Origin of the sequence: Robertmurraya kyonggiensis (assembly GCF_005116465.1) — a bacterium.
GTDB classification, from domain to species: domain Bacteria; phylum Bacillota; class Bacilli; order Bacillales; family Cytobacillaceae; genus Robertmurraya; species Robertmurraya kyonggiensis.
In genome coordinates, this window is the sequence record NZ_SWBM01000004.1 from 220,788 (window position 1) to 233,817 (window position 13,030).

The following is a 13,030-nucleotide window of genomic DNA, read 5'->3' on the forward strand; positions in this document are numbered from 1 at the left end:
TCGACACCAATTACAGTAGAGGGACTTGGGGTGACTGGCAAGTCTTTTTTTATTTTCCATGCCTATAAAAATAGTGCAGGACTCTGCATTTTTCTCTTGCAAAGCTCTGCACTACTATTTTGCAATAAACAAAAAGTGATATAGAATAGAGTCAGTTTCACTTTATTCTGTATCATTTTTATTTTTAATCGTTTATGTATTTTAGTTATCCTTAGTAATTCTATGACTAACAATCAAGGAAGTAATCATTCCAATAATGCAAATTATCAAGCAAGAAAAAAGAAATGCTTTTAATCCTAACACATTAAACGCTACTGTTATAATTAGACCATCAATTAAGAAAATGATAACCCCTACATTTAAGGAGAAAGCTTCCGATATGAATTGGGCTAACATATCTGTACCCCCAGTACTTACGTTATTTAGAAGCATGACTCCTACTCCTATACCAATAAACGCTCCACCTAATAACACACTAGTAAAGATAGAAAATAAAAATTGTGTTCTTAAAGGTTCTAACCAATCAATAAATATTGCTGCAACAATTAAACCAAGAAAATTATTATAAAAATAGGTTCGTTTATAAAACCATGCAAATATAAAAAAAGGAAGGCTTAAAAGAAACAAACCTAATCCTGTTGGAAAGCCAAAATAATAATGTAGGATGAGGGAAATACCTGTAACTCCACCATCTAACAAATGATAAGGGATTAAAAAACCGTTTATTCCTACACCTATTAGTAAACTTCCTATAATAATAGCAGCCATTTTCTCAAAAATATAAATCACCTTTTATCCTCTGTTTACTATAAATTTATGTACAAGCAGGATATTTTAGAATTAGACTGAGAGTTGTGAAAAAATGGGAAGGACAGATGACTTAAAGTTAGTGTAAACAATAACATTATTCCGTATAAAATTTCCACTTTTTAAAACGGATTTTCCCTCGAAATATTAGAATACTTTCAACCATTAATAAATTTTAAACTAGTATTTCAAAAAAACGTCATTAGTATCGTTGTGTTCCGTGAACAGGAAGCAAATTTAATAGGATTAAGAATAATCATATTGGATTTTAGTTTTCAAATACAATCATAATCTTACTTTTATCGGGAACGATACTAACTGAGTTTAAATTACATAGACTATGAAAGGAGAACAACCATGAACAAAAAATGGTTTCTATTTCTTGCAGGTACATTTTTATCTACTATGTTAATGGTGGGTTGTAACAATGATGATCAGGATCCGCCACCAGAAGATAACAATAATGTTATTGAAAACGGTGATAACAATGGTAATAATAATCAAAATGATAATGGCGATCTTGAAAATGCACCCGGCGTTGATGAAAATGATAACATGTTTAAAGATGATGAAAATGATAAAGACCCAGATCCAGAAGAACCAGTAGAAGATGCGGAAGATATAGGTGATGGGGATAACAAAGATGAGTAATAGCTTTACCAAATACTAATTTGAAAAAGCTGGTTCTCCTTACAGTACAGGAAAATCAGCTTTTTTAATGAATTAGTACTCTGTAAACATTAGGATATTATTTATCATTTGTTAATAAATGTAGGTTCTATTCAACGATATTGTTGATAAATAATTTAAAAATGAAATCGTATATTATGGCAAAGAAATAAGGATAAAAAAATTTCTTTGAAGCATTCTATATTTTGTACTAAAACAAATAGGAGGAAATTAATAATGGCTAATCAAATCGATACAAATAAATTGAAGCAAGCAGAGGCAGCTTCTTCTATTGTAAAAGATATGATAACTTCTGCAATTGAACAATCTGCCGCTAATACCACTCTTGCTTCAGAAGCATTAAAACAAGCATCAAGTGAAGTTGCACAAATACAAACATTAATTAGTCAAGTACAATCGCAGCTCCAAACTCAATCAACTTTAGAAGAATAAATCATCCATTCTTTTATGGATACCATTTGGTAATATATAATAATCACATCAAAAGCACGGTTTTATAGAACTAGATATATTAAGGATTTTGCGAGATGCAAAGTCCTTTTTTTATTTTTATAAACCATCGTTTTTTCTAAATTGGTTTATTTAAAAAGGATATTAGCTTCTTATAGCAATGCTATGTTTATTAACTCTGTTGATCATCGATTAATACCTTTAAATTGTACTTATATGCCTTATAAATGGTTAGTATTCATCAAATGTATGCTAGAAGGCAATTCCCTCCATAAGTCAGCCTTCCTTACTTATACATTTGTTACGTTACCTTGAATTTTCATGCTCTTCTTCTAATAATTAAGTTTTTAGTCCAGATTTTCCACAAATAAATTTTTCGATTCTATTAAAAATAAAATGTCAAAATGAATTTAAAAGGAGTAAGGAAACATGAGAGATTATTTTATCTCTATTTGGGAGTTAATTAATCCTATATACTATCATTGCACAAGACTAACATACCTTTCCAGTCATGATGGTAATATTTTTCGGGTTAGACTGACAAAATATAAAGGCAGGAATATCGTCCTTTCAGATGGGATCAATAAAAATGACACATTAGTTAAGATTCATCTTCACAATGTTAGGTTGTTAAAGGAGTTTAAAAACATAAACAGTGAAATAAGAAAAGCAAAGATAATTTATAACTACGTTAAAAAGTCTTTACCCGAAATTGATCTTTATATTCAAATTCATATTGATAATACCAATATTAAAGGGATTATCGGTATTACAACATTAAATAAAGGCTGTGAAAGGCTTGGCTTTGAGGTTTTCGATATATCTCATCCCATATATAAATGGTTTAAACGATCGCATTCTTACCAATTGGGATTTTATCCTGTAAAAATTTCGCTGTATAAAGTTTACTTAAATACCCATAAGCCGAGTTATTTATTAGTATCCACAAGAAAACTAACAAATATGTACAAACATTAAGTGAAAACTGAATAATTCGTCTTTAAACTTTTTAAAAAAGGAAAAAGCCGTAACAGCTTTTTCCTTCATTATACTGCTTGTACTACTTCTTTTTGAGCAATGGATAATGTTAGTTCATGAATCGTAATTTCAGGTCGACTTCCACCATTTCCATGTTAAAAACTCATACTCCAGCCACCCCGTGGCATCCAACGCAAATAACTTGTCTTCCAACAATCGGACTTTCTCAATATTTTCATGGCGAGTGCTTATAATAACCACCTCAGTAGAGAATATTAATATTACTTAATTATTTTAGCCTCTTGGGGATAATGTATTCCTTAAGTGGGACTTTGCTATTTTTCCAAGGTTTTAGCGACCCGTTACAACTTTTCCTTATGCAACTAAATTTTAAAGATACTTATAAACGTGTTACCATTTATACATTTTAAAAGAGAAAGGAGGGCGCTTTATATTGGTATGGATTTTTGGACTCTATTTATTAAATACTGTTTTTATGATCATTATGGCGGTTCGCGAGGTAAGGCGACCAGCAGTGGCTTTAAATTGGATAACCATTAGTTTTATCTTCCCTGTGATTGGTTATGGGCTCTATCTTATTACATCAAATCCAATACGTATGAATCGAAGTAAAAAGCCAGCTTTTATTTCTTCTGAATCAGACATGCTTCCTGATTCCTTTTGCAACTCAGCTCAGCAAATAGCAAAAGCATTGAAACATTTAACCGGAAGTGGATTAAAGTCTGGTCAAGTACAAGTTCTTGTAAATGGGATTAATACTTATGAAAAACTTATGGAATCTATACAGAACGCAAAAAAAACGATTGACCTTGAATATTACATATATAGAGACGACGAAATCGGAAGGCGTATTGCGGACTTACTGATTGAACGGTCATTGGAAGGTGTACATATCCGGTTTATAAGAGACGGTTGGGGGAGCAGGAAATTATCCAAAAATCAGGTATTTCGGATGATGGATGCTGGAATAGAATGTCGGACTATTTTTCCTTTACGTCCCCCTTGGATATTTTCAACATTGAATAACCGGGATCATTGTAAGATTACCCTAATCGACTGCAAAGAAGCTTTTACCGGTGGGATTAATATTGGGGATGAATATACTGGATTAAAGCCAAATGTAGGCTACTGGCGTGACACTCATGTAAGAATAGTTGGTGAAGCTTCATCTGATTTGAAAATGATTTTCGAGAACCATTGGAAGATTGCCTCAACTGAACACATAAGGGGGAAATCTGGAATGAAAACAACAACAGTAAAAGATGGTTCCTCAATCATTCCTAAAACCAGCAGGTTAAAACCACTTACCATGATGACAGAATGGAGCACAGAGTTGGGAACTGTTGAACGAACAAAGACGAATAAAGTTCCGACTAATGAGAAAATGCACCAAGCCTATTTTCAGACAGTAGAAGGTAATCCAAGTATTCCTACACCTTTTATTAGGCAAGCGTACTTTATAGGGTTAACACAAGCCACCAAGGCCGTTGATATCACCACACCCTACTTTGTACCAGATCAGGATATTATTATGGGGCTTAAGACGGCTGTGCAACTTGGAGTACGTGTAAGATTGCTGGTTCCTCGTCAAGTAAATCAAAATATGGTAGAACGTGCAAGCTTTACTTATTATGGAGAGTTATTGGAAGCAGGGGTCCAAATCTACTTATATAACAAAGGAATGCTTCACGCGAAGACAATGGTTATCGATGGGGAAGTAGCAGAAGTAGGAGCAGCAAACTACGATATGAGAAGTTTTCGTTTGAATTACGAAGTGAGTGAATTTTTTTACAGTAAAGATGTTGCGACAGATCTTACAGAACAATTCGAGCGAGACCTAAAGGATTCTGTCTTATTGCGAATGGAAGATTTAGTTCAACGGTCTCTTTCAGAGCGATTAATGCAGCAGGGTGCCTGCCTCCTTTTTCCTCTGTTGTAGCCATAAATTTGATGTTAATCATTAAATAATTTCCAAAAGCCATCAGATAATCAAAATCTGAGGGCTTTTTGAATAATTATGTTTACTGGTATGGGTTGTAATAAAAATATAAAAAAATTTCTCTATTTACCCCCATCTTCCCCTACTATGTATCTTCACAGCATTGATAGCTCCTACTTTGTATTTGGTCAAAGTATCTAGCAGATTCTGGACATCTTTTCCCATCAACTTTTGGATATTAAGAGGCGTCTAAAACAATAATAGCTAATATTTTAATGCGATAAATAACTTGTTAACTGGAGCATGACAAATTCTTAACTATGTAACGTTTAATTAAATGGAAAAGGGCTTTCTCAGGATAATCCCTATGAGATAGCCCTTTTTTCTAAGGAAATTTATTTATTTATTTATTTATTTATTTTTGATATTGATTAGGGACTAATTCTTTTGAAAACTCTGTTATAGCTGTAACCATTCTTTTCATTTGACCATTATTTTGAACATTATTAGTAAGGTTTTGGATAGGGGCCAACATATTCCTGTTTCCATTTCTTCTAAATCCAAAAACAGCAGCACTAGCTCCTAAACCAATCAAAGAGGCCCATAAAATTCCCCTATTATTTCTTCTTCTGTTAAACATATTGAATAAGTTTAGTCTTTTGCCCATATTAATAAGATTCATCCGGTTATTCAATATCAAACACTTCCTCAATCGAGTAATTGGAAGGTAAAATGAATCTCGCTTCCAAATCTAATATTTACATTCAAATATTTAAATATGCTGGTAATGTTTGATAGATCATTAATGGCTGAATCTTATATGTTCTCAATAAAATGTTTCATTTACTTCCCATGATTCAACTGTTTTATAAGCAGTTCGTGGATCAAATCCTTTTCCAAGTAAATAAGCAATGGCTGCCACTTCTGTAAGTGCGTGATGATAGGATGTAAATGCTGCTTCTTGAAAACCATAGTTTACAAAAGGTATTACAGCACGCAAAGTTTCATTTTTTAAATCCCCATAGGACATATAAACTGGGGTATGAAAAGGGGTATAATTATGCATTTGGTTTCTCAGATCCTTCCTCAAAAATACTTAGAACTTGATGGTATCTTATGATAAGGTAAGATTTTGGTTGTTTGTACCATTAAAAATCCATATTTACCTATCTAAGAATTAAAATATAGGGAGGGGAATCGTCTTAATATTAATCGTTAACATCCTTGTTAATGGTTAATGAATGGTCGGTATCTCTAACAGCAGCATAAAAAATATCTTTGATTTGATGATATCCCTTTGCCTTTAGTTCTTCCTTTAACCACTTTTCATTTTTGTGGAATAATTTTAAATTACGCTTTTGCACTTTCCCTTCAATGACAACGGCTATGGGTAATCCCCGGTATTCCACTTTCATATGTAAATCCTTTGGAGTAATCGGAACTAATTCTTTTCTAGGTAAAATGCTAATTTCACCTGTTGCTTCCAAAATCGCATATTCAATATCCTGAATATCCGGGTATCCTGATGTTCTTAAATTAGACAACAGCTCAGATAAAGGATATCTACGTTCCTTTAAATTTCGATAGATAATTTTACCATGTTTAATTAGAATAGTCGGTTTTCCGACAATAAAAGGGTTTAACTTATTTAATAAACTTAACTTTGATATAAATAGATGAATGCATGTTATTACATTGATTCCAATAATCCCCTCCATCACTCCGTTTACTTTAATAGAACCAAAAGCTAAATAAGATAAAAAAAGAATCGCTCCAAAATCATGAGGGGTAAGTTGGGCTAGAGCTGATTTTCCTAAAATTTTTACTGCGATAATAAATACAATATAAATAAAAATAACTTTGGCTAAAAAAATAGACACTTCTAACACCTCTTAGGAAAATTCACCTTAGTCCGAAATTGGACTAAGGTTTTTAACCTTTTTTCATCTCTTTGACTCTGCAACCAAATTCCAAAGATTATATAATTTCAAGATTCGACTAATAAGAGTGTAAAGAATGGTCTCCCCCCTTTTTGTCATACATCACAACGTAATACAAAAAAAAATTATCCTTTTAAAATAGGGGTTACTTTTTCGATAGCTTTTTGTAATTTTTCGCTATTTAACCCATACATTTGTTTGGCCTCTTTTGATTCCGTTCCAAGAGCAAACAGTTCTAAATCGGCTTGACATTTTTTCAGAGTTGAAAGAATTAAAGGTCTTTCTTGAGGGGATGCAATTTGCAACTTATCATCAAAAAGATCCACCGTTAATTCTCCAAAAGAATTAATCTGTCCAAGAAAGATATTTTCAACCGTAACCCCTAATTTTTCTAACTCAGTGTGTAACCAAGCACGATTTCGTCCAATTGTAGCTAGTGGTTCATCCATTATGACACCATCCATAATGACAGTCTGAGGTTCTTTGATGGAAGGAACGGATAAGTTTAAATCCTTTGCTGTTAAAGGTTGGTTCTCCTTTTTTAACATGACGGATAAATCTCCTGTTGCCTCTAATACAGCAAATTCTACATCAGCTACCTGATAAACATCCTTCTTACGAAGTAATTCTAACAATTCATCTGTCGCGTATCTTTCTTTTTTCAAATTATCTTCCATGATTTTTCCATCTTTTATAAATACAGTTGCTTTCCCTTCTATAAAATTGCGAAAACCTTTGCTTTTCAAGGAAATTAAACCAGCAATAAAGGGGATAGCTGCAAAGATGACAATTCCAATAATTCCGTGAAAAATGTTTCGTTCAAGTCCCATAGACACTTCTGCACCAATACTTCCAATGGAAATACCGGTCACATATTCAAAGAAAGATAGTTCAGAAATTTGCTTTTTTCCTAACCATTTTGTAATGACAAATAAAACAGCAACAAAGATTGCTGACCGTACAGCAATATCTAACCATTCAGGCACTGCTTGACACCCCCTGCAAATATAATTTAACTAGAAACCTTTGTACTGAAATTCCTCTAGTTCAATTTCTCCAATTCGCTTTTTTAAATCCGTCACTACCTCATGCACAATCATCATCGTTTCATGTAGTGTACGCTTCGATTCATGGTCTTGAGTCCTGAGTGCTAAGCTAGATAAATCGGCTTCTACACCTTTAAGGCTTGCAAGAGACTGCTTTACATCTGATGCTATAGTCATTGAATCGTTCTCCTTATCCTTTTGGTTTAAAAATTAAGGCTCCGAGCATTCCAAAAATAATGGCTGCTGAAATACCTGAACTTGTGACTTCGAACATCCCAGTGAGTACACCAACTAACCCATGTTTTTCTGCTTCCTGCATGGCACCATGAACAAGTGAATTTCCGAAACTTGTAATCGGAACGGTAGCTCCTGCTCCAGCAAAGTCAATCAAGGGTTCATATAAACCAAACCCATCTAAAATTGCTCCCACTACTACAAGGGTACTTAACGTATGCCCCGGTGTAAGCTTGAAAACATCAAACATAATTTGCCCAATCACACATATCAAACCACCTACTGTAAAAGCCCAAAAATAGGTCATATTTATTGTTCACCTACATATTCAATCGACACCGCATGTGCAATACAGGGAATCGTTTCATTTTGCTGAAAAGAAAGAGGGGATAATAAAGCTCCTGTTGCTACTACTAACATTCTTTTAAATTCACCTTTTTTCATCCGATTTAGCAGATGACCATAAACTACCGTTGCTGAACATCCTGCTCCACTTGCTCCTGCTAGAACCGGTTGCCCCTCCCGATAAATCATAAGGCCACAATCTTGGTATTGCTCTTCACGAATAGGGATTCCATGCTTTTTAAATAGATCGATGGAAACTTCTTGTCCAATCTGACCAAGATCTCCGGTTACAATTAAATCGTAATAAGATGGCTCGACGTTTCTTTCTTTTAAATGCGCTTCAATGGTATCAACTGCAGCAGGTGCCATAGCCCCTCCCATATTAAACGGATCAGTCAGACCCATATCAATCACCCGGCCAATTGTGGCAGAAGTGACACGAGGTCCATCCCCAGAATCGCTTAAAAGAGCGGCGCCAGCACCAGTAACCGTCCATTGTGCCGTAGGAGGTTTTTGTCCACCATACTCCGTTGGATACCGAAATTGTTTTTCAACAGCTGTATCATGACTGGAAGCTCCTGTTAACAAATATTTAGCCCCATTTGTATTAACGATATAGGCACCTAGAGCCAATCCTTCCATAGAGGTGGAACAGGCGCCAAACAATCCAAAATAAGGCGCTCCAATGGTTCGGCTGGCAAAACTTGTCGGAGTTATCTGGTTAATCAGATCGCCTGCAAGGACAAATTGAACTTGGTCCTTTTGGATGCCTCCCTTTTCCATTGCCTTTTGACAAGCTTCTTCAAAAAGGACTTTATGTGCTTTTTCATAGGAATCTTGTCCAAGCCATAAATCTGCATGAAGAATATCGAAATCATCTGGGATAGCACCATTGGCTTCGAATGGTCCACCAACGGTTCCAGTTGAAATAATGACAGGCTTTTGTTCGAAGATCCATGTACGATGACCTTTAAGCATTATAAACCACCCCGCTGGATTAAAATGGTTTTGATGAGGGCAATGACAAAAGCAGAAAAAACACCAAATAAAATAACCGCCCCTGCTAATTTAAACATGTTGCCGCCTACGCCCAGTACAAATCCTTCGGTTCGATGCTCAATGGCAGGTGATATAACAGCATTGCCAAAACCCGTTACGGGTACAGCTGTTCCAGCTCCTCCAAATTGGGCCATTCGATCATATACGCCAAAACCAGTAAGAAGCATCGTAATAAAAATTAACGTACCCACCGTTGGATTTCCTGCAGTTTGCTCAGTAAAATTAAAATAATAAATGTAAAAGTCTGAAATACACTGACCAATCAGACAAATAAGTCCACCAGTTAAAAAGGCCTTTATGCAATTTTTAACAACCGGTCTTTTGATTTCTCGTTGGTTTTGCAACTTCTGGTATTCCTGTTGCACAGGAGTGAGTTGTTTCTTTTGATTGTTAGACATAACTCGATCCTTCCTTTTTAGGTTTGTTCCTTCATAAGACTTTTCAGTTTGTTCAAATCCTTTTTTAAATTCTTCTTATTCGTATCGTTTTTTTTCAGTCTTTGTTCTTTTTTTTCAAGTTCCCAGAACATTTTTTTATCACTTGAAACAAATACTTTATGATTTGGATACATTTTTTCCAAGTCAGATTTTACTGACTTCTCGATATTTTTTAATCGGAAACGGTCGAAATTTCCGACTTTTATCGCTACTAAAAGCTCTTTATCTGTATTCACAGCCTTTACATCCGAAATTTCTTCCTTTGTGATAATCTTTTCTTTAGCATGATTGGCAACAGATTGATCAATTGGCTTACTTGTATGTACTTGTGAAATACTCAAATTATTGTTATTACCTAACTGATTTTGGTTTCCGTTACATCCTGATCCCAATCCGATAACTATTAAAATGAAAAATATTATTTTTACTTTCATGACATCACCTCCATGTTTTCACCAGCATTGGAAGGCTTAAAAAAAGGTTGGCCCCTCAACCAACCTTTCCACCATACTCATTATTGTTGTTTGTATTGAGGTTCTTCTTGTTCGATTTGTTGAACGCGTGGTTCAATGCTGTCAATAACGGATTGGGTTTGTGTAGCAGCGTCCTGATAAAGTTGCTTAGCTTGTTGATTATCTGTACTAAGAGCAAATGTTTCAAAGCTAGCCTGCGCACTTTTTAATCCTGCTAAAGCTGTCTTAACGTCATTTATGACTGTCATGAATAACACCTCCTATGATTTGACCTTTTTATAGTGCTAAATAAACAAATTATTATCCATTTTAATTAAATTTTAAATTGAATATTTGAGAATTTAAAAATATGTAATTTTTTAATGTTTTTGGTAAAAATACATTTTGCAAGAAAAATCTAAAGGAGGGAGTGAAAATTGGGAATTGAGCAATTAAAAATTTTTTAATATATACCTATGTTTTTGATTACAGGGGGTTGTAGCAATTTTGCACATTATTTTTTATCCAAATACAAGGTATATTCCACTTTTATAAGCATAATCGGATAGGCTTTTTTATTTGAGAAATAAGGTATGATTCAGTATGTCCTATTCATTTTAAATTAATAAAAAAATGGTGAATAATAAAAGCGAGGTTTAAGAAGTATGTATAAGGACTATAGAGAAATAATTTCAGGAACAAAACTAAGAGCTAGACATAAGGAACAAATAGATAGTTTAGAACAAAGTTTTACTAATCCTATTATACATAGAGAGATTCATGGTGAAAAAGTATCCGTTCCCTTAGATCTAAGCAGGATTTGGGACAGGATACATTAATATAAGCATCATTCATTTATATAGCAACTTCATTCAAAAATTTGAGTAAACGAGGGACAAGGTGAAAGGATACTTGTTTGTTTAAGGGGAATAGTATTATCCTAAGTGTTTGAGTAGCCTATAGGGACAATACCCTATGTCCCACCCACATACACTCAAGGCCATATAAACCCCATTTATATAAAGGGGATCCTTTGAAGACTCTTTGATAATATTTTGCGAAATTTCAATCCTTTTTATTCACTTTAAACGTTTCATTATTTGTGACAATCGCTGATGAAAAACATGTCAGAAATGTACATTCTTATGGACGTAATCATCGTTCAACTTATACTTCCTTTTGATTTATCATATCGAAAAGCTGTTCAATATCTTCACCTGCAGATTTTGCACTTCCAGCTAATAAATTAAATCAAGGGTTGAAAGAATCGTTGAATATTACTCTCGTTAATAGTTTAACGATTAAAACCCTAGAGAAATTCTCTAGGGTTTTTTATTTATTTCACAGAAAAAAGACACACATTTTCTTTGTGTGTCTTCTCATAAGATATGATTATGTAATTCTAAACTAATTAAAAAAAAACAATATTTTAGTAATTAGTGTAGGGAAGGTAAATCTAGAGTAGTTACTCTATCAGACTTATGAAGAGATGGTAAATCTGCCAATTGCGCATCATTGTTAACACTTGCAATTCCTACAAGAACTAGCCCAAGTGCTGAAATTGCTAAAAGTCTTTTTAAACTTTTCATAGCTAATCTCCTTCCTTTTTCAAAAATTTGTTTCAATTAAATATTATCACTATTTTAATAATTTTTCCAACTCTTCTTCTACTAGTTTTGCAAATTTATCATTTTTCTGTAATTTAAAAATGTATATTGCGTCCGCTATATATTGCTTTCCTTTTAATATTGCACCAGATTTTAATAGATTTTCTCCTATTTGATAGTGAAAGTCTGGAAATAACAACATATCTTGAGAATTAATACAATGATTTATTCCATTTTTGCAGTATTTCAAGGATTCCTCATATTTTTCTTGCTTAGTCAGAACCTGAGCTATCGCATATAGAATTCTCACCTTAACCCTCGGATCCAACAAATGTGGTAAATTATCAGTATGATTTAAAGCATCTAATAGCATTTCTTTCGATAATTCAAAATTACCAAAATCCTTTTCTATTATTGCCATACTAGTTAGAATTTCAATTTCCCTTTCAGTTAAATTAGTTCTAGCAGGATTTGTTAGACCCAATGCATATTGAAGTAGTTCAATTGATTCATCTTTTTTATTTTGTAAGTAGTATTTACATATCCCTTCATGCCATATCAAAAATTGTTGATAAGACGTATGCTTAAAAAATGCATTATCTTTTTCTTTTACCACTACTTCCAAAATAGAATGGTAATCTCTTTCATACTTGAACTTCTTAATTAGCTCCATAACCGCTATATCATACCGAAAACTACTCGTTGCTCCGAAATCGAAAAAATTGCTTAAGTTCACATTTAATTTTTGAGACATTTTAAATAATTGGTCAATGGTGGGATATTTAATTTCCTTTTCGAATTCGTCTAATTCTTCAGGAGTACAAATTCCATCAGAAAGACTTTCTACAGTATAGCCTCTTTGAATTCTTATCGACTTGAGAATATCTCCAAAGCACAACTCCTCCAAGTTCATAAACCATTCTCCTTTATAAACATTATGTAATCTGTTAGCTAAGAAATATTACATATGTACTTTCTACTACTTCTCAATTATTTATTTTCTGATAGAATTTTTAAATAATTAC

General features: G+C 33.5%; 17 protein-coding genes. 4 read left to right on the plus strand and 13 right to left on the minus strand.

Features of this window, described 5'->3' with window-relative positions; all coding sequences use genetic code 11:
- Positions 1-201: 201 nt before the first annotated feature.
- Complete coding sequence (locus tag FA727_RS17020; RefSeq protein ID WP_136832864.1) at positions 202-768, minus strand: YitT family protein; 567 nt, start codon at positions 766-768, stop codon at positions 202-204.
- 396 nt (positions 769-1,164) lie between these two features.
- Between FA727_RS17020 and FA727_RS17025 the strand changes: the two genes are divergently transcribed.
- The 4 genes from FA727_RS17025 to FA727_RS17045 all read left to right on the plus strand — a co-directional run bounded on the left by FA727_RS17025 (position 1,165) and on the right by FA727_RS17045 (position 4,885).
- Complete coding sequence (locus FA727_RS17025; RefSeq protein ID WP_136832764.1) at positions 1,165-1,458, plus strand: hypothetical protein; 294 nt, start codon at positions 1,165-1,167, stop codon at positions 1,456-1,458.
- 255 nt (positions 1,459-1,713) lie between these two features.
- The gene (locus tag FA727_RS17030; RefSeq protein ID WP_136832765.1) at positions 1,714-1,929 is read left to right on the plus strand and encodes a hypothetical protein; all 216 of its coding nucleotides are present in this window, start codon (positions 1,714-1,716) and stop codon (positions 1,927-1,929) included.
- 447 nt (positions 1,930-2,376) lie between these two features.
- The gene (locus FA727_RS17040; protein WP_136832767.1) at positions 2,377-2,925 is read left to right on the plus strand and encodes a YkoP family protein; all 549 of its coding nucleotides are present in this window, start codon (positions 2,377-2,379) and stop codon (positions 2,923-2,925) included.
- A 454-nt stretch (positions 2,926-3,379) separates the two neighbouring features.
- Positions 3,380-4,885, plus strand: coding sequence for a phospholipase D-like domain-containing protein (locus FA727_RS17045; protein WP_136832768.1), 1,506 nt, complete (start codon positions 3,380-3,382; stop codon positions 4,883-4,885).
- Positions 4,886-5,300: 415 nt separating this feature from the next.
- Here the strand turns inward: FA727_RS17045 and FA727_RS17050 are convergent, their stop codons facing one another.
- The 12 genes from FA727_RS17050 to FA727_RS17100 form a co-directional block, all read right to left on the minus strand.
- A complete protein-coding gene (locus FA727_RS17050; protein ID WP_246041939.1) occupies positions 5,301-5,567 on the minus strand; it encodes a hypothetical protein in 267 nt (88 codons plus the stop codon).
- 144 nt (positions 5,568-5,711) lie between these two features.
- On the minus strand, positions 5,712-5,951 hold the full coding sequence (locus FA727_RS17055) for a hypothetical protein (RefSeq protein ID WP_136832770.1): 240 nt from the start codon (positions 5,949-5,951) through the stop codon (positions 5,712-5,714).
- A gap of 142 nt (positions 5,952-6,093) precedes the next feature.
- Entirely contained in the window at positions 6,094-6,765 is a 672-nt protein-coding gene (locus FA727_RS17060; RefSeq protein ID WP_136832771.1) for a DUF421 domain-containing protein, read from the minus strand.
- 185 nt (positions 6,766-6,950) lie between these two features.
- Positions 6,951-7,811: a DUF421 domain-containing protein gene (locus FA727_RS17065; RefSeq protein ID WP_136832772.1), complete on the minus strand. Its 861-nt coding sequence runs from the start codon at positions 7,809-7,811 to the stop codon at positions 6,951-6,953.
- A 30-nt stretch (positions 7,812-7,841) separates the two neighbouring features.
- A complete protein-coding gene (locus FA727_RS17070) occupies positions 7,842-8,048 on the minus strand; it encodes a DUF1657 domain-containing protein (RefSeq protein ID WP_136832773.1) in 207 nt (68 codons plus the stop codon).
- 13 nt (positions 8,049-8,061) lie between these two features.
- Positions 8,062-8,412: a stage V sporulation protein AE gene (gene spoVAE, locus FA727_RS17075; RefSeq protein WP_136832774.1), complete on the minus strand. Its 351-nt coding sequence runs from the start codon at positions 8,410-8,412 to the stop codon at positions 8,062-8,064.
- Positions 8,413-8,414: 2 nt separating this feature from the next.
- Complete coding sequence (gene spoVAD, locus FA727_RS17080; RefSeq protein WP_136832775.1) at positions 8,415-9,428, minus strand: stage V sporulation protein AD; 1,014 nt, start codon at positions 9,426-9,428, stop codon at positions 8,415-8,417.
- On the minus strand, positions 9,428-9,907 hold the full coding sequence (gene spoVAC, locus FA727_RS17085; RefSeq protein WP_136832776.1) for a stage V sporulation protein AC: 480 nt from the start codon (positions 9,905-9,907) through the stop codon (positions 9,428-9,430). Before spoVAC ends, spoVAD begins: the two co-directional genes overlap by 1 nt.
- A 17-nt stretch (positions 9,908-9,924) precedes the next feature.
- Entirely contained in the window at positions 9,925-10,380 is a 456-nt protein-coding gene (locus FA727_RS17090; RefSeq protein WP_136832777.1) for a YhcN/YlaJ family sporulation lipoprotein, read from the minus strand.
- An 80-nt stretch (positions 10,381-10,460) separates the two neighbouring features.
- Positions 10,461-10,667 (minus strand): DUF1657 domain-containing protein, encoded by a 207-nt coding sequence (locus FA727_RS17095; protein WP_136832778.1) that lies wholly within the window; start codon positions 10,665-10,667, stop codon positions 10,461-10,463.
- A 1,167-nt stretch (positions 10,668-11,834) separates the two neighbouring features.
- Positions 11,835-11,987 carry a hypothetical protein gene (locus FA727_RS24135; RefSeq protein ID WP_158318906.1) on the minus strand — a complete coding sequence of 51 codons (153 nt, stop codon included), beginning with the start codon at positions 11,985-11,987 and terminating at the stop codon, positions 11,835-11,837.
- A gap of 49 nt (positions 11,988-12,036) precedes the next feature.
- Positions 12,037-12,918: a helix-turn-helix domain-containing protein gene (locus tag FA727_RS17100; RefSeq protein WP_136832779.1), complete on the minus strand. Its 882-nt coding sequence runs from the start codon at positions 12,916-12,918 to the stop codon at positions 12,037-12,039.
- Positions 12,919-13,030: the final 112 nt, after the last annotated feature.